This window comes from Microvenator marinus, assembly GCF_007993755.1.
GTDB classification, from domain to species: Bacteria; Myxococcota_A; Bradymonadia; order Bradymonadales; family Bradymonadaceae; genus Allomicrovenator; species Allomicrovenator marinus.
The window spans coordinates 4,885,830-4,910,137 of record NZ_CP042467.1 but is presented as its reverse complement, the minus strand read 5'-3'; the positions used below and the strand labels follow the sequence as shown (position 1 = coordinate 4,910,137).

The window sequence follows — 24,308 nt, the reverse complement described above, 5'->3', positions numbered from 1 at the left end:
AATGGGACAAAGTTCATGACCAATGTGGTCTTGGTGGATTCAGACCGATTTTCGAGGGGTATTTTCGAGAGGATTCTGTCGCATCGAGGCTACAAGGTCTCTACATACGACTCGACAAGCAGGGTTCCGGCACATTGCGTGACCGACGAATGTTTGTGCGTGGTGGATTCGAATGAGGAGTCGTTGGAGTGGCTCAAGGAACGACGCGCAACCGGCTGGCGAGGAAGAATCGTACTCCTGAGCAGCGTCTTCGAGCCGCTGGCTGAGCCGCTAAGTGCAATGGCCACGCTAGTCATTCAAAAGCCCGTCTCGCCCCTTGAATTTGCGGTCCAAGTCGACAGCCTTAGGACCTCCGCACTCGAAGAAAGTTCGGATACCGAGCTTGGGCTGGATTCGGTTGTGCTCGAGGCCTCGAAGACGGTTGAAGATGGTCTCACGGAGCTCGAAGAGCTTCTGCATCGCTCCAGGCGAGACCCTTTGCTCTTGGACACATTACGTGACAGGGCGCAGATGCTTCAAATTCTGACTCGGCAATCCGGATTGGACCTTGTGAGCAGTTCGCTGGCACGTTTGGAACAGGGTGCTGCTGCCGCCCGAGATGGGCGCCTAAACCCTCACGTCTGGGCGGAGCTTCGAGATGTGCTTGATACCGCAATCATCGAAGCGAGGCGGGAGCAGATCGAGCATGTGCCGCCTCCAAAATCACGGCACGTCTCCAACCTTGTGGTCGTCACCGAAGACGAATGCATGGTCGCCGACATCGAAAAATGGAGCGCCGAGAACCTCATTGGCGTGATCAGGGCGAGCGAAGACGACTTTTTGGACGTACTAAGAGACCCTCAAGTGGACGGGGTCTTGATGGACGCGAGTCGCCCACGGGCGTTTGAGTTGACTCGTGAAGCGCGAGAGAGGCAGCGCACTCAAGATGTTCCCGTGACACTTCTCATGCCTCAGAATATGGCGTCGCAAACCGGAGCGATGGAGTTTCGCGTTGAGGCCGCACACGTAGGAGCCGAGCGCATCCTCGAGAAACCGATGGAGCGAAACGAGTTCCTCGAGTCTGCTCGTTTCATGACCGGACTCAGGCGCGCCGCGAAGCCACACGTGCTTCTCGTCGAGGACGACCCGCATTCGGTAAGCGAGATTCGGTCCTACTTGGAGTCTATTGGTATGGCCGTTTCGGTCCGCGAGAGTGCGGCGAAAATCGTCCAAGACTTAGGCTTGCTTGACCCTGATGTGTTGATCGTGAGCGCGACCTTGCCCGGAGTAAACGGCTTGGATGCGTGCCGGATTGTGCGCGCCACCCCGAGGTTTCACGACCTTCCAGTCATCGCGATCTCAACCCAAGGCGGTACCCGAGCGCGCGTGGCCGGATTCCGCGCTGGTGTGGACGATTTCCTGACCAAACCGATCGCACGTGACGAGCTCCACGCCCGCCTAGCAATTCGAATCGAACGTATGCGTCGACATCGAGAGCGTGCCGACGTGGACCTCTTGACCGGCCTCCTGACGCGTCGCGCGTTCCTCGAACAAGTCTCGCTTCGAATCTCGGAATCTCGTCGCAAGAGGCGCGAGTTTGCGCTTTGCATCATCGACCTCGACCGCTTCAAAGAAGTCAATGACGTACACGGCCACTTGGTAGGCGATAAAGTGCTCGCCCAGCTCGGCCGTCTGCTCAAGAATCGCTTCCGCCATGAGGACCTTCGCTGCCGATGGGGCGGCGAAGAATTCGCCATCCTGCTTGTGGATGAGGGCGCAGTAACGGCGCGCCAGGTAGTTCATCGTGTGCTCGAAGAGTTTCGAGAAATCACTTTTCACGGCGATACCGGAGAGGAGTTCCACTCAACCTTCAGCGGTGGTATTGCGGAGTTCGACACGGACTCGGACCAGTTCGAAGGCCTCATGCGAGTGGCTGACGAACGGCTCTATCAGGCCAAATTGGCCGGCCGAAATCGAATAGCCATCTGATGAGGAGCACTCTTGCTCAGCCCAAATCTACTACTCAGTATTCCGGAGCTCGGCCTCGGTGCGACCGGCAGTGTGCGCATCCCTGAACTACAAAACGTTCCGACGACCGCACGCATACGCGAGCTCATAGACCACCCCGCCTTTCAGCGACTTAGACGAATTCGACAACTTGGTCCCACGCATCTGGTCTACCCAGGCGCAACCCATACTCGATTCGAACATAGCCTTGGGGTCTACGCGTGTACGATTCTCTACATGCAAAGCTTGCTTAGGAATAACGCGGCGCTGCGCGACTCACTCGCTGAAGAAGACGTGATGGCCGTACTCCTCGCGGGGCTACTCCATGACTTAGGGCACTATCCCTACGCCCATAGCCTCGAGGCTTTGCATCTAAAAGGCCGAGACACGCCAAAACACGAGAACGTGGGCGCCGAAATCATTCGTGGCAATATCGAGCATCTGCGAGGAGAACTTTCGATTGGCGAGTTGATACGCTCGCGTTTCGGAGTAGACCCAGAGCGTGTGATCGCATTGAGCTCAGGGCTTGGTCCGAGAGCCACGCAAACCGACAAGGTTCTCCGCTCAGTAATCTCGAGCGCCATCGATGCAGATAAGATGGATTATTTGGAGCGGGACTCGATCCATCTCGGTGTGCCGTACGGCCGAAATTATGACCGCGAACGGCTCCTTTCCTCGCTCACCTTGAACACCAAAGAAGACCGGGTGGCCCTCTTAGCTCGTGGGAAAGTCTCGGCTGAGATTTTCATTTTTGGGCGCTACACCATGTTCTCCGAGGCCTACTGGCACCACACCGTGCGCTCGGCGAGCGCGATGCTTGAGGCGGGATTGGCCGCGTTTCATAGTCGGACCGAGCTCGGGGTAGACGAACAACTCGAAATCCTGCTCCGACGTAGTGATGATGAGTTCTTAGATTGGCTCGTGGAAAATTCGCCGGACCCAAGCGCCGCGCGCTACCTCATCGAGGCCTTGAGCGGAAACCGGCGTCAGCTCTACAAACGGATCGCGACCTTTAGCCGCGTTTATCAGGAAACCACCAAGCAGCGTGCCTACGAGCGCATCTATTCGATGAGCTCGAGTGAGGTCTACGACCTGGTTGATAGGCTTCGAGCTCGTATCTCCGGCATGGTTGGCTGGCCGCTACATCCAGCGGATATCATCATCGACACTCCGCCGCGCGATAAGGACAAACTTGAAACGGTCGGAATCGTGTATCCAGATGCAAGTGGAAAGAAAGAATACCCGCTGCACGAGCTCTCGCGTGTGATCGCCGGGGTCCAAGACGATTTCATGATGGTCGTAAAGAAGATCCGGATTTTTGCACACCCACGTGTCGCAAGCGCTTTGGTCGGAGAGGAAAAGCTAGAAAAGGCAATACTTTCTGAGGTTTTAAAATGAAAAAGTCCTACTTTTTTTTCATCGCCATATTTTGGCTGGGTTGCGCGAGCACATCGAGCAACACGAAGACCGAATCGAAATCCACGGAGCCAAACGCTCAGGTTGAAAATCCTGAGGTTCCTGAAACCCTGGAGAGTGAGGACGAAGTCTTTGCTGTGGAAGAGACGGAGATATCGTTTTCCTCGCTTGGTGCAGAACTCAAAGGGACCATCCTCAAACCTAAGATCGATGCGAACTTGCGTGTACCAGGCGTGGTTATCGCGCATGATTTTGGCCCCCTTGGCCGCGACGGCAGAATACAGGGAGCGTTGGGCATACAACTTCCGATGGAGGTTCCGGTGTACCGCTCGCTCGCTGAATCCATAGCCGAGCGTGGGTTTGCGGTACTTATCTACGACAAACGCACGTGTGTGGTGGGTGGGCCGGGGCAATGTGATTACCCGCGCAGCCATTTGGACGACGTGGAGTCGAAACTCGGAGACGCGCTCCTCGCCGATCTCAACGCGGCGGTAGGCGCACTTGGCTCTCAGATCGATGTGGACCAATCTGCCGTTTCCATCGTTGGTCATGGGCAAGGTGCAGAGCTTGCGCTCGCGGCTACCGGAGCAAAGGAGCGGATTTTGGTAGGTTGGGCGCCCGTTGCCCCCATGAAACTTGTGGAGTTGCAGCTCGCCTGGTCCCTGGCAGAGCTCGAGAAGTCGGTCGCAGGAAGAAATGACGCCGAAACCGACCAAATCAATCGCGTCATCGAGCAGTTGAAGACTCAGCTCGAAGCTTGGAAAGTCGCGGAATCCAAAGTCAGCACCGGTGATACGTCGGGAGACTTTATGGGCGTTTCAGGCAAAGCGTGGGCTTCGCTCGAAACGGTCCACCAAAACGCGCTACTCGCCATATCCGCTGATGATCTGGCCGTTATCGGAGGTAAAGACTTTGACCTCCCCGCCGATGCGGAGGAGAAGCTACGAAACGTTAAGAATGCCCCAGAAATCGTTATCATTGAGGGCCTGACACACCCGCTAGTGGACCTAGACCAGGACCCGACGGTGCTCTCTGAGGCTTTGGTGGACATCATCATCCAGAAGCTCAAAGACCCCAACTAGATCGGCTAGGACCGAACTTCTTCTCGAAGTTCATCCAGATAATCGTCTTCTTCATGAATTGATGGGTCGGGCTGAGGAGCCCCGTCTGTGGGCTTTCGCGAGATAAATTTCACGATCCCAAAAACACCGATGAAGGTCAGAAAGATCAGCGCAAAAAGTCCGTAATTATCGCTTGCTGGCGGAGGCTGAAGCCTAAACTCTTCGCCGTACTTTTTGACCACTTCGTCTTTGATGGCCTCCTTTTCCATGCCTTCCGTAGCCATCTTCTGGATGTCCATACGGACATCTGCCGCGTTCGGCGAGGGGCACATTGCAAGGGTCTTGCCTGGGCAAAATGGAGAATAGACTTCCATCGAGACTTCGTGCGTGATCCGAGACACTGTGCCCGGATCGACGTCCTGCGCCCACGCTGGTGCGGCGAGTGAAATGAGTAACAAAATCGCAAGAACTGTCTTCATTCTTCCACCTTTTTGGTGTTTGGAGCGTCATCTACCGGTAGACCGCCCAACCAGGCAACTAAAAGCTCTCGAACCTCAGAGGTCATTCCCTCGCGCATGCGAATCTCGTATTCGGTCGGCGGCTCTTGGCGAACCACAAGCGGCACCTCAATGATTTCGTCACGCCTTGAGATCAGCACGTTGACCACCTCGTTCAGACCGGCGAGCTTCAATCTTGGCTTAAGGTCTGTACCCTTCTGCCTGAACCCTCCGATTGCGAGTAGCTCATCGCCCGGACTCAAAAGGCCATGGGCCGGACCGTCAGCTCTAACGCTGCTCACGAGCACACTTCCGCCGCTCTCTTTGAGGTTGACGCCGATCCACGGTCCTGGTTCGCCCTTGTGCTTACGGCTCAGCTCGAGCCCCACACCCTCAAGATAGTCCGTGTAATCCGGGTCCTGAGTCCCTCGAACCAAAGTATCGAAGACGTCTCCCATGTTCACGCCCGTGCTCTCCTCGATGATCGACTCGAGCGCTCCTTCCGGATACCCGCGGTCTTTCGCATGATGCTGCCAGAGGTAGCGCAAGACATCGTCGAGCGATTTCTCTCCCTGGCTCTCGGTGCGGATGTAGATATCGATCAACGCCGCCACAATTGCGCCCTTGAGATAGTACGACACCGAAGCGTTGACGCTATTTTCGTGAGGACGATAGATTCCAATCCAGGCGTTGAAGCTCGACTCTTCGACCGACTCCACGAAACGCCCAGGGATCGTCTCCATGCGCTTGATATTCTGCGCCATCATGTCGAGGAATTTCTTCGGTGAGATGAGGTTCGCGCGCAGCAGCGTCACGTCGTTGTAGTAGGACGTGATGCCTTCGATGGTCCAGATGTCCCGAGTGAGGTTTTCTCGCTGGTAGTCAAATGGGCCGAGGCGCTCAGGCCGGATGCGCTTGACGTGCCAGACGTGGAAGTGCTCGTGCGCGAAGAGACTCAGGAAGTTGATATAGGAATCGTCCTCAATCGGGGCATCCAAGGACTTCCCTGATTCGAACTCAAAGCGCGGATACATCAACGCCGTGGAGTTCTTGTGTTCAAGCCCGCCGTAAAGGTTATCGGTCAAGAGAATGATCGTCGTGTAATTCTCGTAAGGAAGCTCACCACCAAAAATCTCGGCGTTCGCGTCGACGAGCTTCGGAAGATGGTCCTTGAGCCGGGCAAAGTCGATATTCCCTTTGCCCCACGTCACAAATCGGTGAGGTCGGCCCATTATCTCGAGGTCGAAGAACTCATGCGGACCCACCTCGAGCGGGCAGTCGTAGAGCTGGTCGAAATCCGTAGCCACAAAAAACGCCTTTGATTCTACGGGGCGCTTCAGACCGGTAAACGTCTTCCAATTCGGAGGTGCGACCACGTCCACCTCAATGGCCTCGTGAAGCCTCTCATCCACGTACACGAAGGTCGCCGCGGGCGTAACGAATGCGTGTGACCCGTCGAAATGGTTGTTCCGAACGCCAAGATCGTGGCCGTAAACTCGGTACTTCAGCGTGATCGTATGCGAGTCTCGGCAATCGATACGCCAGGAGGACTTGTCGATCTTTTTGACACCTCTGGCCCTCCCATCGTCCGCGCTGGCCTTCATGCCGCTGATATGCTGCGCATACTCTCGCACGAGATAGGAACCTGGGCTCCAGACAGGTAGCCGTACGATGAGCTCCGAGAGCTCGGCCACCCCATGAAACGTGGCCTCAATCTCGGCGTAATGTGTGTTGGATTCACGTAAATCTAGCTTGAATCGAATGGCGGACATCTTTGTCTCCAAGAGAATTTGTTCCAGCGCACGCTACCAGCGAGTGCGAACTCGGCCAAGAACCATTAGGACTCGAAAACCAGACGGTCTCGTGCCATACTCCGCCGCGGCCAGTTTCAATGGGAACTATCATGAAAAAGAAATCACCCCAGACCACTTTGAGTGATCGCGCGACCTTGATCACGGGATTCCCTGGATTCTTGGCCGGGCGCCTCTTGGATTCGCTGATCAGAGTCCAGCGTCACGGTGATTTCACCTTTCTCATTCAGTCTAAGATGCGCGGGTTGGCTCAAAAAAGGCTCGACGAAATCACGCGCATGCATCCCGAGTTTAAGGGCGAGTTTCATCTTATCGAGGGGGATATCAGCGCGCCAAACCTGGGCCTGAGCGAGTCTGAGTACCAAAGCCTCCAAGAGAAGATCGGCGTGGTCTGGCACCTCGCCGCAATCTACGACCTCGCTGTGCCCGAAGAGCTCGCGTACCGCGTGAATGTGGGCGGAACCGTCAAGGTCGTAGACTTTTGCGCCGGGCTTAAGAACGGGCGTTTGAACTACGTCTCGACGTGTTACGTGGCCGGCAAACGGCAAGGCGCCATATTGGAAGACGAGCTCGATGAGGGTCAGGCTCATAACAACCATTACGAATCCACCAAATTCTGGGCGGAAATGGAGGTACAGCGACGCATGTCCGAGGTGCCTTCGGTGATTTTTCGGCCTTCGATCGTTGTAGGTGATTCGCGCAATGGCAAAACAGATAAGTACGACGGGCCCTACTATCTGCTCAAGATGATCAAGAAACTTCCTAGCTGGGCTCCCTTTCCGCAAATCGGGCGTGGCGACACCTTCGTCAATATCGTTCCCGTAGATTTTGTTTCGAATGCGATGGCCCATATCGGGCTCAAAGATGGGACCGAAAACAAGGTCTATCACCTCGCAGATCCCCATCCGATGCGCGCCAAGGACATCATTGCGCTCGGTCTAAAGTGTATGGATCGTCCCAAAACTCGCGGATTTTTGCCTCCAAAACTGCTCGACGCTGCGCTCAGCGTGGAGGGTCTTGAGAAGAGACTTGGAATCCCGAGAGAGGTCCTCGAGTATTTTACCCACGACGCACGATACGACACCACGAACGCCTCCAAGGCCTTGGCGGACTCTGAGGTCCGCTGTCCGCACCTATCCGCCTACATGCAAGCCCTCGTCGATTATTTCGAACAATTCCCAGACAAGGAATTTTTGGACGGGCGAGCTGTTTAAACACTCGAAAAGATGTTTGAAAGTGCTCAGGGTTGTGGCTAGTGTAGACACTCTCCCGACATGTGCGGCTGAGGCTGCATCGGCACAAATGAGGCAATGGTGAATAGCATACGAAAATGGATGTTGCTCGGGGTTCTATTGATGACCGTCGGAGCGTGCTCTGACGATGTTGAGCCCCCGACCAACAATTCCGAACCTTCCGATATGAGTGATATGGTGGTCGATCAGACGCCAGAACCCGACGCGAACAACCCTGAAGAGGATATGGGCAATCCACCAGACATGGTGGTTGAACCCGACGAAGGCCTCTTTGATTTCGGCGAGTTTGACTTCGGAGACGAAGAACTCGCCGTTCAGGACATCCTTCCTCCTTCGGGCTCGGTGCTCGGCGGAACGCCTTTTGTGATCACCGGCACCGGATTTACGCGCGACACGGCAGTCTTTTTTGGTTCGCGCCAAGCTGAGGCGGAGCTCGTCAACCGAGACCTTGTCGGCCAAACACCTCCTGGAAGCGCTCCCGGTCCCATCACCGTCAAAGTTCTGGACCCTGAAGGCGGTGAAGTCGTTGTAGACGGCGGATTTACGTACACGGTGGCCATGACGGTGGATGCCGTCTCCCCTGCACGCGTACCAACCAGCGGTGGAATCGAAGTAGAAGTCCTCGGCCAAGGTTTTGACGAAGACACGCGCGTCAGTTTTGGCGGCCTCACAGGTCTTTCTCACGTCCTTGTATCGGAAACTCGACTTCGAGTGATTACGCCTCCCGCACCCGCCGGTGTAGTGGATGTCCGCGCTTCGAGCCGAAATGCGACCGCCAAACTCGTAGCTGGGTTGACCTACTACGCACCGGTTAAAGTAGAGCGCGTGCGCCCTGCCTCCGGAACAACGGCTGGCGGTGATACCGTAACCCTTGAAGGTTCAGGCTTTGAAGATTCGATGATCGTGGAGTTTAATGGCGCGGCAGCTACCGTGGTGAGTGCGGCAGCAGACGGTACCAGCGCCGACGTCACCACTCCAGCAGGCGCGGCTGGACTCGCCGATATCCGAGCGGAGACGGATTCGGGCGCAGATATCTTAAGGGACGGTTTCTTCTACGCGGCACCAGGAGAGTTCCAGATCGCTGGCGTTGACCCGGCCGAGGCTCCAGCCATTGGCGGTACAAAAGTCACAATCATCGGCTCCGGTCTTGATGACGCCGCACTATCTATCGAGTTCGATTCGATCCCTGCGACCATCGTTGAAAGTGGGCCCGGTCATGTGGTGGTTGAGGTTCCTGCCCACGCTCCAGGCGTAGTGGACATCACCGCCACCTCAAGCGCTGGAACTCGAACCCTCACAGATGGTTTCACCTACGTAGAAAATCTCTGGATCGATAGCGTCGCTCCGAACGAAGGAGAGGCAGCAGGCGGCTACGACGTGGTCATCACCGGCGAAGGCTTTACCGGCGCGACACGCGTTTATTTTGGCCTCGTCCAGGCAAGTTTTGTATTAGACTCACCCACCCAGATCACGGCCAGTGCGCCAGCGCATACACCAGGAACCGTCGACGTCAAGGTCGAGCGAGGCAGCGTCAAAGCATCGTTCAGAGATGCCTTCACCTTCACTGAACCCCTTGAAATTTTCGGTTATTTCCCGATTCGTGGGTCCGTCGCCGGTAACACGTATGTCGAGGTTTTGGGCCGCGGTTTCACGGACGGTATCACCGCTCGTTTTGACCAAAACCCAGCCCTTGCCGTTCAGGTTTTGGACTCACAAACACTGACCCTGAGGACGCCGCCAAACCCAACGGGCACGGTTCCCCTCGTGTTTGAGCGAGGAGCCGATTCGGCTACCGCACCGACTCCGTTCACATTCTTCAACCCGGGCGCACGGTTCGGCGGAGCGTGGGGAGGCCCAATCCAAGGGGCGGTCAACGTGACCGTCTACGAGATGGGTGGGGCACCTATTGAAAGTGCCTTCGTGATGCTCTCGACCAACGCACAAACCCCATATACGGGCTATACCGACGCAAACGGAATGGTGACAATCTCAGGGCCCGATGTCTTCGGTGAGCAGACCATCACAGCTGTTGCCGAGGGCTATTCGTCGGCATCTCTTCAACGAGTTAACGCTGAGAACGTCACGCTCTTTCTATCCCCCCCGCCTCCACCACCGGAGGGAATGCCCCCCGCAGGGCCTTCGCATACCTTTGTTGGAAACGTGACGGGGTTGGATAAACTTGCGGAACCTGGCCCGACTCAGTTTCAAATGGCGATTGTGGTGACCACCCAGGTGGACCCATTCACCGAGAACCCTGATCCGGGCGGCGGCAATGTGCTCTACGACGATGGGCCGTACACCTTGCGCTCACGCGTGGGAGACATGGCTGTGGTCGCTTATGGCGGACTCTTCGACAACAACACGCAAGAGTTTACGCCGCTCTACATGGGCATTGAGCGCTACCAAACGGCTGCTGACCAGCAGACCACCACGGTTGATATCGACCTCAACATACCTCTCGACCACGTCTTGAGATTTAAGTTGAATCAGCCTCCCCGCGGCCCGAATGGCCCTACCACAAATGAAGTCACGCCCTGGCTCGACCTCGGATTTGAGGGCGTGGTTGGAGGCTACAACGTTGCTCGAGGTGACGCGGATATCATCGAAGCAAGACATCAGGCCGAACTTACTGGCGTATTGGCCAACGCTTCCTATTTTGTAAGCGGCGGCGCCGTCACTCCAGCCATTGGGTATCCTTCAAGCCTGGCCGTGAAGCGCAACGTGACGAACATCAATCAGATCATCGAACTCCCGCCTCTGTTAGGCGTGCCTACGATTACGTCACCTCAAGATTTCTCGGTACCAGTAGACCGGACCTTCATCTTCAATACGAACTCGACAAACCTCCCGAGTTTCTATTACGTCCGGATCACAGACTTCCAACAAACACCTATTTGGGACGTCTTCCTGCCGGGCACTGAGACTAGCTTTAAACTACCTGATTTCCCTCAGTTCACCGGTCCGACACAGCCTTCACCGTATCCCCTTGGCACCTTCGTGGTTCAAATCATCGGGATTCGCATGGCCAATTTCAATTACGCCAACGTTTCCTACGCCGATTTGGATATCGGACTTTGGGACGCGTATTCAGTGAACGTACACTTCGTGTCTTTCTAAGAAGGGAGTTCTGATGCGACTTCGAGCGAGCTTTCTGCTCCTCCTGAGCCTTACCCTCGGTTGCGGGGATTGTTTGAAGGCCAGTGATTTCGTGGACGTCATCGAAGATCCCGACCAGTTCATTCTTGAACCGGACATGCCGTCTGATATGCCCGTGGTCCCAGACCAAGACCAGGGTGTTGACCCTGTCGATGATTTTGGGGACCCCAAAGACCTCTTCAATTTCGATTTTGGCCCGGATGACTTCGGGGAGCCTCAACGCTTTGAATTGCGAGCTGTGGTGCCCTCAAGCGGCCCCGTCGAGGGCGGAACCTCGGTCCGAATCGAAGGGAGTGGTCTTGAAGATGGAGCACAGGTCTTCTTTGCGAGCCAGGGCGTCGAAGCCTCTCTAAGCGGGAACGAGCTCGTCGTCAGAACGCCTCCCGGAAACGGCCCCGGGCCGGTTTCGGTCAAGGTCGTCAATCCCAACGGAGAATCGCAGGTCTTGGTGGATGCCTTCAGATATGTGGAGGACCTGCGGATCGACCAGATTACACCGAGCCGAGTCCCAACCAACGGTGGCACCTTGGTTGAGATTCGTGGAAGCGGGTTTCAGGAGAACGCTGCCGTGAGTTTCGGCTCAGAGGCGGCCTTAGGTACCATTTACCTCTCCGATGGGCTGATTCAAGCCTACGCGCCGCCACAAGGCGCTGGTCTCGTCGATCTTCGCGTCACAACGCCGGAGGATTCTGCGGTCGCCGTGGATGCGGTGGAGTACTTTCAGCCACTGGAGCTCGTCGAGATTGACCCTGCTTCGGGATCTGAGGTGGGCGGCGAGCTCGTCACGCTCAAAGTGCTTGGCATGGACGCCAGTCTTCAGGTGCTCTTTGATGGGCGTGGAGCTCCCGTTCAGAATATCAACATCGCGCAACAGGCCGTTCAAGTCTTGACGCCGCCTGGTGTTGGGCTTGCTGACATCACCTTGCTCACCGATTCCGACGCAGCTGTGGCGCGTGATGCCTTTTACTACAGGCCTGACGATTCACCGACAATCGCTGCCATCAGCCCAGCCTCTGGCCCCATTTCTGGGGGCAATCAGGCACAAGTCTTAGGCTGGGGATTTCTCGGGCGCGACATCTACGTGGACGGAAACCCAGCCATCTACCTGAACCGAACTGACGCCTGGGCGTTGATCGAGCTCCCAGCGGGCACAAGCCTTGGTCAGGTGGACGTGACGCTCTTGGAAAGCGCGAGCGTCTTAGACACGCTCCCTAACGGCTATACCTACCTCGCCGATCTCGAAATCTCAACGAGTACGCCAGAGAGCGGCCCCGTAGAAGGTGGGACTGAGATTGTGATTCAGGGCGAAGGTTTGAGCGGTGTCACCCGAGTCACGATCGGCGGCATCAGCGCTGAGTTTCAGGTGATTTCTGACACGGAGCTTCGCGTTGTATCACCCCCTGGTCGAGCTGGCCCCGCCGATATCAAAGTCAGTGCTTCTGAGCTGGAGGCTGAGCTCGTCGACGGTTTTGAGTACACAGAAACTCTGGAGATCTGGGGCTTTAGTCCGACCCGTGGTTCCGTTGCCGGGAACACCCTGGTGAATGTGCGTGGCCGCGGATTCTCCGGCCAAATCGTGGTGACTCTTGGCGGCAATCCTGGAGCTCAGATTCGACGGCTCGACCGAAATAACCTCACGTTCCGCGCCCCACCCGGGCCGGTGGGACCAGCCAATTTGGAAGTAGGCGCCAACGGCGCGACTGCACAAGGACCGTACACGTACACCTACTTCAACCCTGCATCTCAATTCGGCGGGGCTTCGGGCGGCGTTATCGACGGCTCAGTCAACGTTACGGTCTACTCAAGTGGCGGGGGCCCACTCGAAAACGCGTTCGTGATGCTCTCAACACGTGCAGAGACGCCTTATCAGGGGTTCACGGACGTCAACGGAATGGTGACACTTTCTGGCCCTGAGGTTTTAGGCGCGCAAACAGTTACCGCCACCGCAGCGGGCTACTCCACGGTCACCGTTCAAACGGTGGATGCTGAGAACATCACGGTCTTCTTGAACCTGCTCAACCCTCCGCCAAATCCCGGCGGTGGCGCACCTCCGCCATTTGCCACCATCCGCGGCAACGTGACGGCCGACGGCAAGCTCTCGGTCCCTGACGACCAGGCGATTTACGAGATGGCCGTCGTGGCCACCACACAGCGCGCGGTGTTTGCAGGCAACCCGTCCGCTGGGCCAAATGCCATCGTTCTCGGCGAGGGAGCCTATGAGATTCGCTCCCGAATAGGAGATTTGGCGGTTGTTGCCCTCTGCGGAACCTTCAACAGTAACACTCAAGAATTCACGCCCCAGCTCGCCGCTGTGGAACGGTTTATATTCCTGAGCGATCAAGACATCAGGGAAGTCGATTTACTCTGTAATATCCCGCTGGACGAGTCCCTCTCGTTTAAGTTGGTCAATACCGAGTATGCCCCCACAGGCCCTGACAATAACGCTATGGAGGTCTTTTGGGACTTTGGATTTGAAGGTGTTTTCCGAAGTCCAACGCGGGGACGAAGTCTGAGCGATATCGTTGAGGTTCAGCGCCAGCCGGAACTCTCGGGCGTGCTCGAAGACATCTCGTTCATCGCACTCGGAGGAAGCTACACCGGGCTTGGCACGCCCTTCTCGCGCGTGATTCAGGAGAACATCACCCCCAACGGCCAGATGGTCATTCTGCCAGCACTCCTAAGCGTTCCGCAGCCAGTATCACCGCAGCCAGGAACGCGAGTGCAGGACAATATGATTCGGTTCCGCGCAAACCAAGTCTATCCTCCGGATTTTACGTATCTGACACTTAGAAACAGCCTCGGCATCCCTGTTTGGGAGTGGATCATTCCTGCGGGTGAAGAACGCGCTGTGATTCCCGAATTCCCAAGCTTTTCTGGACTGCCACCCGCCGAGAGACCTTCACCGTTGGTGCAAGAGCCGCTCTTCTTGAGCATCTTCGCGGTCAAGCTCAAAGGTGGGTTCGATTACGAGCGATTCACGTTCCGAGATGTCTCGCAGGAGGTGTGGCGGGCTTATAGCGTGAACAACTGGTCGGTTATCCTGCCTCTTCCTTAACGTCTCCGTTGAGGAGTCGTCGATTCGCTTCGATGGCTTCCGTGATCGGCACGCGCACCAGCATTAAGCCTCCAACTATGAAGAAGCCTGCCACGAGTAGGAGCGCCATTCTCCTTGAGCCCAAGGCGTCTGCCACGGGGCCGAAGGTCATGCCGAGGATAATCGCGAGTCGCATGAACATGCCCCAAAAACCGAACATCTGAGCGGAGCGCCCGGGCGGAGATAAAAGCCCCACAACCGCGCGGCTAGAGCTTTGGATTGAACCAATGCCCGCGCCTGCAATCATCGCAATTACGAGGAAGACATTTCCGCGCTCGGTCCCAGCAAAGGCCGCAATCTGGTCGAGGAAGAAGATGGCCATCACCCCAATTACCCACCAGACGATAGTGGTCAGAACGGTGGTCTTGGCGCCGATTCGCGTCTCCAAGAAGCCAAAGGCGAGTGCGCCCCCGGCAGCGCTGAATTGAAGGATGATAAACATCATCTGCAGGTAGCTCGCCGAGAGCTCCAGCTCGACTTGCGAATAAATCCCGATGAATTTGATGACCACCTCAAGGCCTGCCATGTAGACCATGAAGGCGAGGAAGAACTTGAAGAGGACCGGATAGTTCTTGACCAGCGAGAACGAGGACTTCATCTCGTTCATACCCGCGAGCATGAGTCTCTTAAAGCCCGCATCTTCAAATCCGGCGACGGGCTCTGTTCGCTCCTTGACCAAGATGAACGTGGGGAGAGCGGAGAGGAAGAAGAAACCGGAGAGCATGAGCATCGCGATCTGATTTCGAGAGACTACCTCGGAGGCTTCGAGCGCGGCCGAGTCACCGATAAAACTGTAGACGAGAATCAAACTGGAAAGGCCTCCAAAATAGCCCAGTCCCCAGCCTAAGCCCGAGATCTTTCCCATATTGTCCGAGTTGGCGATATCGGTCAGAAAGCTCGCTATGAAGCTCTCACCCAGCATGAACGCCGCATTGCTGATCGCAATGAGAAAGATCGCCAGCCAGATATCACCAGGCCCAACAAAGGCGAGGCACGCTGTGGAGATCGCGCACGTCAACGTGCTCGCCAAAAGGTACTTCTTTTTTCCGCCGCTAAAATCGCAAATGGCGCCCGCAAGTGGGGAGAGCACGATAGCGATGATGGTGGAAAAGACGATGGCGAGCGCCCAGAACGAGTCTTTTACGGTACTATCTGCCGGCACCACGTGTGCCGTGAAGAAGGCCGAATAAACGAACGAGATCACCACCGTGGTGTAGCTAGAGTTGGCGAAATCATACATCGCCCAACCAAAGATCTCTCTCTTTTTGACCGGTACCTTCTCGGCCATAAACGCGTCCTACAAATTGGATTGGCCGAGTATGGTAGCTGCAGACGGTTTTGACTAGCCGTGATTAGAATCTGCCGAAGATTCCAATACCTGCCCCGTCAGGGCTCACGCTGGGTGCGACTTGCACTGATTTTTCGTTGGAACTTGAGCCGGCCAGAGCTTCCCAAGCCAAGAGCACGCCTCCGGCTGTTAGAAGTGCCGTTCCCGTAAAGGTCGTGAGAAACGCAGCGGTGGACGTGTCGTAAATCTCAGCGCAATCACTAAAAGTTCCGCCATCGCAGTTCGGCTCGCCGTCAATCGCCCCAAGGTACATCCCTGTGCCGATAAGGCCGAGCCCGAACACTGTTCCAATCACGCCATAGACAACTCGAGACTCTTCGAGACGGTCCACGGGGCCTCTGGACGAGACCTCAACGGCCTCCGGCGCGCCCTCTTTCTTCGGCAGATGTACTCGCAGCGCGGTATTGGTGGCGTCACCTTCAACAACAACCATCTCTTTGACGGTCCTATGACCTTCAGCTGTGAAGGTGAATAGATGGTCACCAGGACCGACTTCGACAGTCGCCCGGCCTCGTCCCACCTCGGCATCCCTAAAGGTAATCACGGCATCAGGTGGCTCGGTTGAGATGTCGATCTTGACGATTCGAACACCTGTATCGGTCGGCGTACCTGTGCTCGGTGTGGTGGTTGGCGTGGTGTCTGGTTTGGTTGTTACCGGCGTATTGGCGGGAGGCTTGGAAGTTGAGCCGGAGCTCTTCAATTTGGATGCGCTCAGAACGGAATCCATGGTCGATCGAAAGGTTCGAGAAACTTCGCTTCGCCCACAAAGCTCACACGCACCCTTGCGGATCGCGAGCTGAGAACCGTCCCGCAAGTCAAAGGTTTCGACCGTCCAGTCGTAGATCTGCGCCTCGCCAGAGAATGACACCCGAATTCCGGCTTTCGCTTGAGCCTGTTGACCCGCCTTTTTTAGACAATCAACCGTAAAGCAATCACGGACGACCGGATTTAAGCGTGCTCTGGTATCATCGACGTCCTTGTAGGACCAAGCCGAGTTGCCTTTAAACGCGTCATTGATGGCTTGCCGTGCGTCTGCTGCGACGAGTGCATCGACTCCTGTCTCAAAGTTGACCTGCAATCCGGCCATATCTTCGGCTTGCGCCTGAGAGATGAAAAATGTGGAGAAGAGGATAGAAAGCGCGATCCATTTTAGTTTCATCATTTTCACCAGTTCTAAGCGGGCTCAGCTACTCTGAGACACGTCCAAGATATCGACGTGCTCAATCGACGCCAATTCATCTTGGAAAAAAGTCGTTGCCGTGCGGCCAAAATGGCGAGGGTCATCGGTTGCGAGGAACTCGAATCGACCCTCTCCACCTATTCGTTGCAGGTTCGACGCATGAAGTCTAGTCCGCAACGCCTCAGCGGTCGCACTCGCTGAGTCCAAAATCGTGATGGGTTTTTCCCAGATTCGCGCACATGCCGATTCGATCGCGCTTCTTAGAATCGGATAATGTGTGCACCCAAGGATCATCACGTCGAGATCCTGCGATCCCATCGGTCCAAGGTATTCTTGTAATACTGCGTCTACCACCGGCCCGTCTAACCAGCCTTCTTCAGCGAGTGGTACGAGAAGCGGACACGCCTGTGAAACGGTCTTAATGGCTGGAGAAATCTCAGTGAGGCGAGCTTCGTAAGACCCTGAAGAAATCGTCCCGCGCGTACCGATAACGCCCACGACACCTGTCTTAGTCAACGAGGCAGCGACTTTCGCCACAGGATCGACCACGCCGATAACCGGCAGATCCGGGAAAGTCTCGCGGACCGCACCCAAGCCGTAGGCGGTCGCTGTATTACAGGCGATCACGAGGGCTTTGATATCCCGCTCAACTAGAAAGCGTGCGGCATTCAGGGAGTAGCGTTTGATGGTTTGGGCACCGCGATTGCCATAAGGCACGCGCGCCGTATCACCCAGATAAACGAGGTTTTCGTTGGGCAAGAGGTCGGCGAGCGCCCGCATGACGGTCAGACCACCCACGCCGCTATCGAAAATGCCGATAGGTCTGTCCACTAGTCGTCGCTTTCGGCTTCTTCGAGTTCTTCTTCGAGTTCAGCACGAAGTTGCTCGATGGTTGGGATTTCACCGGCTTCGCGGCGATCGAGCCTCTCTTTGGCCCACTCCCGAAGACTCTTGGCCTTATCGTCCAAAGACTGCCGGAGGAAATCGAGTCCAAGGTACTTCTCGCCCAGAATATACGCGCGCTTTCGCACAGCCGTATCGGGCAAATCAGCGGCCTTATTCAATAGAGCGAGGCGGCCTTCGTCGTCGATCTGCTCCCACATTTCGTCGAGCAAATCCAAGGCACCACTCGCAACTTGGTCTCCGCCGTACCCGCGAACCGTATTCGGCTTGAGTAATCGCTTCAGAAGCTCGTTCGAGTCGCGACCAAGGCGCGCAAGCCAAACCACAGCGCGGCGACGAACACCGCCTGGAAGAAAGCGGATGCTGAGGCGATCCTGCTCTTCTGCCGTCGTCTCAATCGGGTGCTGATACTCGCCGCGTGGGAAAGGAATGGCGTTCTGCACCACGACCTGACAGACCTCTCTTTTGAGGCTCTTCGAAATCAGAGGCTGGCTCATGACGTGGTCGAAGATGTCGCGACCTTGATTCCCGATAGCCTCTTTGGCCGTGAGGATCATCAAAATGAGCTCGATCGCCTCTTCCCTTGAGATATCAGGGTGCGTAAGCACGCCTTCGCAGCTCGGGAAGATGTGCTGTGTAGGCTCAATATAACTGTTCGTGAGGCGAGGAAGCCAGATAAGGCCGCGGCGAAGACCCAGATAATCGTCTCGCACGAGGCATTTCTCGTCTCCGAGCCATGCGGAGAGCTGGAAAAGCCCCGGACCGGGCTCTTGGCCCTCATCGAGATGAACATTGACTTGGAGCACGGCGTGACAGAGTTTTTCTTTCACCGAGTGGGAGATCCCCTCAGCGGTAATCACTTTTCGCGCAAAAAGCCCCAAGTAGTATGGGTATTGAAGGTATCTCCAGAGCCGCTCCTCGGAGCCAGGTCCGACGGGGAAGTCTGTGCCTTCGGCCAGCGAGATTGCAGCCATTTCGATGAGACGGGGGGTCTCTTCTTCGCTCGCGTCCAGATGTCGCTTGAGAAATGTCGATGTATCCAAAAATAGCCTCCTGACTTGTATTCACTCGCGACCCAAGGAGAAGATCCGCCCATGACTCAACCATCACAGTCCCGCGAAGCGCGTGGCCATTACCACATATCGCCGAGGAGTTCAATCAATTGAACGTTTCGCTAAGCGAAGAGCTGATTTAGGGAATGGGTACAGGTAAGAAGAGATAAACAAAGTAGAAATGGCACGCGGCACCGGCGAGCACGAAGAGGTGCCAGATGTCGTGATGGCCGAACTTCTTTGGCCAAGGGTCGGGCCATTCGGTGGCAAAAACAACCGCTCCGACCGTGTAAAAGAGGCCGCCGATCAGCATCCACGTGAACGTGTAAGTATCCATAGAAGATAGCAAATTTTCGGGGATGAAGATCATCCATCCGAGCCCCACATAGACCATCACGTCGAGCCACACGGGGGCTTTGAACCAAATCAACTTGTAGAGCGAGCCCAGCGTTCCCACGACGAAGAGCAGAATGAGCATATTCGTGCGGAGCGTTCCTTCCAGAAGATGAACGACGGGCGGAACGTAGGTTCCGACGATCAACCAGTAGATCGCAGCGTGATCGACACGCCTGAGCATGTGATTTCCACGCTCGCCAATATCGAAGAAGTGATAGCAGGACGAGGCGAGGAAAAGCACCGCGAGACAGATGCCATAGAATACGAATGATGCGAGCTTCGCGCTCTCCGGAGGGGCCTGGATGATGAGGAACAAGAGGCCGACCATCGCCGCCCAGAATCCAGCAAAATGCGTCCAAGCGCTCGCTGGATCCTTAAAAAACTTCACACGACGAGACTCTTGCACACGAACTCCGAAACTTGATTGGTCAGTCACCTAAAATTGAGACTACAGGAAAGTGATTGATAAATCAGGCGCAAACTCGAAGAAATTTGTGTGACAAAGTCGATGTTCACGAAGGAGGTGTTTTTAAGTCGAATCTCCATTATGCTCGGCTCTCGAACGAAATGAGGACGCATGGAAGAGAAGAATAAATCAAGTGATCCGCTGATCGAGGAACTTCGGGCGGCGGAGTCGAAACGAAACAAGAAGACCTTGCTCGTATCCGCCGTGATCCTAGGCCTCGCGCTTTCACTGCTCGCCATCACGTGGGCTTATAGCGAATCCCTCATCGGTCCACGTGTGGACATTGAGGCGGGTGAGGCCGAGGTTTTGGAGGACACCAACGATCCAGCATGTCGCGCGGTGATCGCGTCCGTCGGGGAGCACCAAGAGACATGGAACACGCTCAGGAAAGACCTGCGGCAAGACTTGCTCGGCGAGGACAGCGCAAAGGTCGAAGCACTCCTAAAGCGCGTGGCAGAGTTGAAAGCGGGTCTGGCCAAGGATTTTGATGCGTCAAAAGAAGCGAACCTCCGCTTTGACGATAGTCGAAAGGAGCTCGACACCTGGTTTAAATTTGTGGACCGCGAGCTCGATGTTTTTGTGAAACTACCGACTGAGAAGGCAGAGCTCGAAGACCCCGAAGACAAGTTGAATCGCGCATTGGTCGCTACAGAAGACGCATTCCAGAACTTTCGCGTCTGGCACACGAGTTCCCTACACCCGTGTGGCGCAGCAAAGGACGCTAAATGAGAAGCTGTAAATTTTTGATGGTTGTGTTCGCTCTTGTAGCGTGGGGCTGTTCTGACGAGACAACGCCCGCCAATAGCTCTACGAATAATGGCACCGCCGATGCGGGACCTGACCTCGTCGAGGATATGCCGCCAGAAGTCATTTGTGAGCCGGGTGAGCTCGTCGAATGCGGTCAGGAAAATACGCCTGCGACTCGCGTTTGTAGTAGCGACGGCACCGAGCTGGTACCGGCATCTTGCCCCAATACGCCCCTTTCCGTGTGCCGAAACGCCGAATGCGTTGAAGTCGCGTGTGTTCCGGGCACCCGACGCTGTGAGTCCACGTCGCAAACGCAATTGTGCAACGACGAAGGCACGGCGTTCGAAAACGCCGAGACCTGCACAGGCTCTAGCACGTGTGAGGAAGGTAACTGCCTTAGCCGATGCCGACTCGCCGAGCTCACGAGCAGTTATATCGGCTGCGAATACTGGGCCGTTGAGCTTGAGAACCATCTCCTTTCGGACGCCGAAGAAAATCAGATTCCACCCGAACAACGGCCGCCCTTCGCGATTGTTCTTTTCAATCCGAGCGAAACCTACGACGCGCGGATTTCCGTTTTCTCCGGGCCCGACGAGCACGCCGAGGCCGTGGTTTCGAGGACAGTTGGCACAGACATCCCACAACCCGGAATGGATTTGGTGACGGTTGAGAGTCGCGTTCTCGGACCACGCGGCCAAGAACTCTTCAAAGTTGACGGTGCGATCGACAATATCGTGCTCCCGCGCGGCTCGATGATGACCCTGATTATGCCGCACCGAGAGATTCCTTTCGGCTCCACGAGTCTTACCCCCAATGCCTATAAGGTCTCGGCCACACAGCCCGTGGTTGCGTATCAATTCAACCCGCTTTGCTGCAATTACAACTATACCAACGACGCGAGCTTGCTGCTCCCTAAGAGCGCGCTTACCGAGAACTATATGTTCCTGAGCTACGCGGTTTGGGCGGGCACGTCATCGGCGCGTCTGGCCGAACCCTACTCGTCTACAATGACCATCGTGGCCACAGAGCCGGACACCTCGGTGACGATTCAATTGCCGCCACCAAAAGGCGTCAATCGCGCCCCTGCCGAAACCATTTACCCGCCGACAACGGGAAGAATCTCTGGCCCGGATACCAATGGCAGAATGACGGTCGTGCTCCAACCCCACGAAGTCCTCAACGTTGCGGGGTCAGGTGCAAGTCCTGTGGAGGATATGACGGGCGCGCGAATCACTGCCTCCAAACCGGTGAGTGTTTTTGGAGGGCACACCTGTGCATTCGTGCCGTTTGGAAATCCAGCGTGTGACCACCTTGAGTCGCAGCTTTTCCCGCTTGAGACCTGGGGTACCAAATTTGTGGCTGCGCCGCTTAAACTAAGGCGCCAAGAGGGTGACCCTGTGGACACGCGCGAAGGAACCTATTGGAAATTTGTAGCCGCCCAAGACGACACCGAGATCCAGACCGGAATCTCGCTCGGAGCCCCGATGAGCTTGCCTCCAGCAGACGAAGGCGTGTCGCCGTGCAGAAACTTCTCGGACGACCCTGAGTCTGGCGTGTTCACGTTGGACGCCGGCCAGACCTGCGAGTTCGGCACGTCAGAGGCATTCGTTGTACAGGCTGGCAAACCCATCATGGTGGGTGCGTTCTTGAGCGGCCAAAATAGCGTGAAAGTGGATGCTCAGTTTGGTGACCATGCTGGGGACCCCGCGTTTTTCCTCCTTCCACCCGAGGAGCAGTACCGAACCGAGTACTCATTCTTGACCCCTGCAACCTACTGGCAAAGCTACGTCACGGTGGTGATTCGCCCAGGCTTTACGGTGTCTTTGGATGGCCAGGAGCTGGACCTGACCCAGTTCGACTACAAGCTCATCCAAGACGGAGAGATGGCACGCGTCCATATTCCTGTAGAAGATGGGCCGCATCGAATCGAGGCGCAGATAGCGTTTGGCATCGTCGTCTATGGATATGATGACTATGTATCTTACGCCTATACGGGCGGCCTAGACCTCGCTAAACTCAACACATTCTGATTCAATCCCAAAGCCCCTGAATTCTGAGAGAAATATGTCCAAGAATTTTGTGCTGGATACGAACGTCCTTTTGCACGATCCCCGTGCGATGGTGCGCTTTGCCGATAATAACGTCATCATCCCGATCTACGTGATCGAAGAAGTCGACAGTTTTAAGAAGCAAATGAGCGAGCTTGGCAGAAACGCCCGAGAGGTGAGTCGCCTGCTCGACGATTTCCGCGACCTCGGAAATCTGGGCGAAGGTGTACCCACACCCGGCGGCGGCATCTTGCGCGTCGGCTTCGCCGGCAAGGTGCTGGATAACGCGGTGCTTCACCAGCACGTCAACGACAACCGAATCCTCGGCGTCGCCCTCCATATCAAGGAGAACGACCCCGACCGGCCGTGCATCCTGGTCACCAAAGACACGAACCTGCGCGTTCGCGCAGATGTATTGGGACTGGATGCCGAGAACTACGAAGACGATAAGGTCTCGATCACCGAGCTCTACCCGGGTGCGTGTGAAATCGTGGTTCCCGCAGAAGTCATCGATGAATTGCACGACGAAGGTGCCCTTGACCTAGACCTCTCCAAATACATCCCACACCGCACAAACGATGGCCTTGAGGCCAATGGTGGTGTGCCGATGGACGCGTTTTACGACAACGAATACGCACTTGTTCGCTCTGAATCTGGCCCGCAAACCACCCTTGGACGAATCAAGAAAAACGAGGACGGATTTGTCCTCAAACCCTTGAATCGGCGGGCTCGAGAAGACGTTTGGGGTGTGCGACCCAGAAACAAAGAACAGGCTTTTGCGTTCGACGCCCTCTTGGACGACGATATCGCGCTCGTTGCGCTCTTGGGTAAGGCCGGCACCGGAAAAACCTTGATGGCGATTGCGGCCGGACTGCGTAAGGTGACCGACGAGCAGAAGTTTTCCAAGCTGGTGGTCTCGCGGCCGATCTTCCCGATGGGACGCGATATCGGATACCTGCCGGGCACCATGGAAGAGAAGCTCAACCCATGGATGCGACCTATCTTTGATAACGTCGAATATCTGATGGGGCTGACCAAGGCGGACAAGCGCGCTGGGCGTGGGGCTGACGAACTGATCAATATGGGAATCATCGAGATCGAGCCGCTGACGTATATCCGTGGCCGCTCGCTCCCCAATCAGTACTTTATCGTCGATGAGGCTCAGAACCTCACACCGCACGAAGTCAAGACCATCCTGACCCGCATCGGTGAAGGCTCTAAGCTCATTTTGACAGGCGACCCGTACCAGATCGACAATCCCTATATCGATAGCGAGTCAAACGGCCTCACGTACGTGATCGACCGCTTTAAAGGGCAGTCGATCTTCTCGTCCGTGACGCTCTTTAAGGGCGAGCGGTCCGCGCTGGCAGAACTGGCAGCGAACCTTCTCTAATCAGGATGCCGCGCGTGCTTGGCTCGTGCCCTGGTCGAGAATTCGACGAACACCCGTCGCTGCGCGGTAAAGGTCTGTGTGCTTCACCGTGTTCTCAGCGAGCACGGCGAGGTGAAGCACCTCACCATCCACGGCAAACGTACGAATTTGCAGGCTTTGCTCGCTCGCGGTCGGCACAAAATGCTGCAATCGCTCAAAAATCTGAGCGCGTTTTTGACGGTCGAGGCATTTAGCCAACAAAGGCGCATACGCAGCGAGAATCTCAGCTTCAAAGCCCTCGCCTGAATGTGCGAGAGTGAGGCCTCGATTATCACCGAGGGTGAAGTTTCGAAGGTTTTGTGTTTTCGCGATGTAGTCGAGCTGCAGACGAATCGCTTCGTAGGTGTTTGAACTACGACGACGTCGACGCTCAGGTCCGATTTCAATGACGCTCATGTCCACTCCTTGGATAAGCCGGCGAATTCGCCGGTTGAGTCTTTTCAGAAGGACCAATCGCTGACC

Annotated in this window: 17 protein-coding genes; 9 read left to right on the top strand and 8 right to left on the bottom strand. The window is 56.0% G+C overall.

Features of this window, described 5'->3' with window-relative positions; genetic code table 11:
- The first annotated feature begins 15 nt into the window (after nucleotides 1-15).
- Genes FRD01_RS20120 through FRD01_RS20110 form a run of 3 tightly spaced genes read left to right on the top strand, consistent with a single transcriptional unit; the run spans nucleotide 16 to nucleotide 4,484 of the window.
- Entirely contained in the window at nucleotides 16-1,968 is a 1,953-nt protein-coding gene (locus FRD01_RS20120) for a GGDEF domain-containing response regulator (protein WP_146962732.1), read from the top strand.
- Between the two features lie 12 nt (nucleotides 1,969-1,980).
- Complete coding sequence (locus FRD01_RS20115) at nucleotides 1,981-3,384, top strand: HD domain-containing protein (RefSeq protein WP_146962731.1); 1,404 nt, start codon at nucleotides 1,981-1,983, stop codon at nucleotides 3,382-3,384.
- Nucleotides 3,381-4,484, top strand: a complete 1,104-nt coding sequence (locus FRD01_RS20110; RefSeq protein WP_146962730.1) for a dienelactone hydrolase family protein — start codon at nucleotides 3,381-3,383, stop codon at nucleotides 4,482-4,484. Before FRD01_RS20115 ends, FRD01_RS20110 begins: the two co-directional genes overlap by 4 nt.
- A gap of 5 nt (nucleotides 4,485-4,489) precedes the next feature.
- Here the strand turns inward: FRD01_RS20110 and FRD01_RS20105 are convergent, their stop codons facing one another.
- Together FRD01_RS20105 and FRD01_RS20100 are read right to left on the bottom strand one after the other, a co-directional pair.
- Nucleotides 4,490-4,942 carry a cytochrome c-type biogenesis protein gene (locus FRD01_RS20105; protein ID WP_146962729.1) on the bottom strand — a complete coding sequence of 151 codons (453 nt, stop codon included), beginning with the start codon at nucleotides 4,940-4,942 and terminating at the stop codon, nucleotides 4,490-4,492.
- On the bottom strand, nucleotides 4,939-6,732 hold the full coding sequence (locus FRD01_RS20100; RefSeq protein WP_146962728.1) for a M61 family metallopeptidase: 1,794 nt from the start codon (nucleotides 6,730-6,732) through the stop codon (nucleotides 4,939-4,941). The genes FRD01_RS20105 and FRD01_RS20100 overlap by 4 nt, the downstream gene beginning before the upstream one ends.
- A 131-nt stretch (nucleotides 6,733-6,863) precedes the next feature.
- On the opposite strand from FRD01_RS20100, the gene FRD01_RS20095 reads away from it, so the two are divergent.
- The 3 genes from FRD01_RS20095 (at nucleotide 6,864) to FRD01_RS20085 (ending at nucleotide 14,235) form a co-directional block, all read left to right on the top strand.
- Nucleotides 6,864-7,985 carry an SDR family oxidoreductase gene (locus FRD01_RS20095; protein ID WP_249755778.1) on the top strand — a complete coding sequence of 374 codons (1,122 nt, stop codon included), beginning with the start codon at nucleotides 6,864-6,866 and terminating at the stop codon, nucleotides 7,983-7,985.
- A 99-nt stretch (nucleotides 7,986-8,084) separates the two neighbouring features.
- Nucleotides 8,085-11,141, top strand: coding sequence for an IPT/TIG domain-containing protein (locus FRD01_RS20090; protein ID WP_249755777.1), 3,057 nt, complete (start codon nucleotides 8,085-8,087; stop codon nucleotides 11,139-11,141).
- Between the two features lie 13 nt (nucleotides 11,142-11,154).
- Nucleotides 11,155-14,235, top strand: a complete 3,081-nt coding sequence (locus FRD01_RS20085) for an IPT/TIG domain-containing protein (RefSeq protein WP_146962725.1) — start codon at nucleotides 11,155-11,157, stop codon at nucleotides 14,233-14,235.
- Here FRD01_RS20085 and FRD01_RS20080 read toward each other — a convergent pair.
- The 5 genes from FRD01_RS20080 to trhA form a co-directional block, all read right to left on the bottom strand.
- Nucleotides 14,216-15,562: an MFS transporter gene (locus tag FRD01_RS20080; RefSeq protein ID WP_146962724.1), complete on the bottom strand. Its 1,347-nt coding sequence runs from the start codon at nucleotides 15,560-15,562 to the stop codon at nucleotides 14,216-14,218. The two genes, FRD01_RS20085 and FRD01_RS20080, sit on opposite strands and share 20 nt — an antisense overlap.
- A gap of 64 nt (nucleotides 15,563-15,626) precedes the next feature.
- Nucleotides 15,627-16,781, bottom strand: coding sequence for a hypothetical protein (locus FRD01_RS20075; protein ID WP_146962723.1), 1,155 nt, complete (start codon nucleotides 16,779-16,781; stop codon nucleotides 15,627-15,629).
- Between the two features lie 24 nt (nucleotides 16,782-16,805).
- Entirely contained in the window at nucleotides 16,806-17,633 is an 828-nt protein-coding gene (gene murI / locus FRD01_RS20070) for a glutamate racemase (protein ID WP_146962722.1), read from the bottom strand.
- Nucleotides 17,633-18,748, bottom strand: a complete 1,116-nt coding sequence (locus FRD01_RS20065) for a hypothetical protein (RefSeq protein ID WP_146962721.1) — start codon at nucleotides 18,746-18,748, stop codon at nucleotides 17,633-17,635. Before FRD01_RS20065 ends, murI begins: the two co-directional genes overlap by 1 nt.
- 148 nt (nucleotides 18,749-18,896) lie before the next feature.
- The gene (trhA, locus tag FRD01_RS20060) at nucleotides 18,897-19,541 is read right to left on the bottom strand and encodes a PAQR family membrane homeostasis protein TrhA (protein WP_249755776.1); all 645 of its coding nucleotides are present in this window, start codon (nucleotides 19,539-19,541) and stop codon (nucleotides 18,897-18,899) included.
- 189 nt (nucleotides 19,542-19,730) lie between these two features.
- Between trhA and FRD01_RS20055 the strand changes: the two genes are divergently transcribed.
- The 3 genes from FRD01_RS20055 to FRD01_RS20045 are packed head-to-tail and all read left to right on the top strand — an operon-like array spanning nucleotide 19,731 to nucleotide 23,807.
- Nucleotides 19,731-20,348 carry a hypothetical protein gene (locus tag FRD01_RS20055; RefSeq protein WP_146962719.1) on the top strand — a complete coding sequence of 206 codons (618 nt, stop codon included), beginning with the start codon at nucleotides 19,731-19,733 and terminating at the stop codon, nucleotides 20,346-20,348.
- Entirely contained in the window at nucleotides 20,345-22,396 is a 2,052-nt protein-coding gene (locus tag FRD01_RS20050; RefSeq protein WP_146962718.1) for an IgGFc-binding protein, read from the top strand. Before FRD01_RS20055 ends, FRD01_RS20050 begins: the two co-directional genes overlap by 4 nt.
- 34 nt (nucleotides 22,397-22,430) lie before the next feature.
- On the top strand, nucleotides 22,431-23,807 hold the full coding sequence (locus FRD01_RS20045; RefSeq protein ID WP_146962717.1) for a PhoH family protein: 1,377 nt from the start codon (nucleotides 22,431-22,433) through the stop codon (nucleotides 23,805-23,807).
- On the opposite strand, the gene FRD01_RS20040 is transcribed toward FRD01_RS20045, so the two are convergent.
- Complete coding sequence (locus FRD01_RS20040; RefSeq protein WP_146962716.1) at nucleotides 23,808-24,242, bottom strand: hypothetical protein; 435 nt, start codon at nucleotides 24,240-24,242, stop codon at nucleotides 23,808-23,810.
- Nucleotides 24,243-24,308 lie beyond the last annotated feature (66 nt).

What these genes read in the sequence shown, in the direction of transcription:
- FRD01_RS20120 (WP_146962732.1), top strand. Translation starts at nt 16, where the DNA reads ATGACCAATGTGGTCTTGGTGGATTCAGACCGATTTTCGAGGGGTATT.
- FRD01_RS20110 (WP_146962730.1), top strand. Translation starts at nt 3,381, where the DNA reads ATGAAAAAGTCCTACTTTTTTTTCATCGCCATATTTTGGCTGGGTTGC.
- FRD01_RS20105 (WP_146962729.1), bottom strand. Translation starts at nt 4,942, where the DNA reads ATGAAGACAGTTCTTGCGATTTTGTTACTCATTTCACTCGCCGCACCA.
- FRD01_RS20100 (WP_146962728.1), bottom strand. Translation starts at nt 6,732, where the DNA reads ATGTCCGCCATTCGATTCAAGCTAGATTTACGTGAATCCAACACACAT.
- FRD01_RS20095 (WP_249755778.1), top strand. Translation starts at nt 6,864, where the DNA reads ATGAAAAAGAAATCACCCCAGACCACTTTGAGTGATCGCGCGACCTTG.
- FRD01_RS20085 (WP_146962725.1), top strand. Translation starts at nt 11,155, where the DNA reads ATGCGACTTCGAGCGAGCTTTCTGCTCCTCCTGAGCCTTACCCTCGGT.
- FRD01_RS20080 (WP_146962724.1), bottom strand. Translation starts at nt 15,562, where the DNA reads ATGGCCGAGAAGGTACCGGTCAAAAAGAGAGAGATCTTTGGTTGGGCG.
- FRD01_RS20075 (WP_146962723.1), bottom strand. Translation starts at nt 16,781, where the DNA reads ATGAAACTAAAATGGATCGCGCTTTCTATCCTCTTCTCCACATTTTTC.
- FRD01_RS20055 (WP_146962719.1), top strand. Translation starts at nt 19,731, where the DNA reads ATGGAAGAGAAGAATAAATCAAGTGATCCGCTGATCGAGGAACTTCGG.
- FRD01_RS20050 (WP_146962718.1), top strand. Translation starts at nt 20,345, where the DNA reads ATGAGAAGCTGTAAATTTTTGATGGTTGTGTTCGCTCTTGTAGCGTGG.
- FRD01_RS20045 (WP_146962717.1), top strand. Translation starts at nt 22,431, where the DNA reads ATGTCCAAGAATTTTGTGCTGGATACGAACGTCCTTTTGCACGATCCC.
- FRD01_RS20040 (WP_146962716.1), bottom strand. Translation starts at nt 24,242, where the DNA reads ATGAGCGTCATTGAAATCGGACCTGAGCGTCGACGTCGTCGTAGTTCA.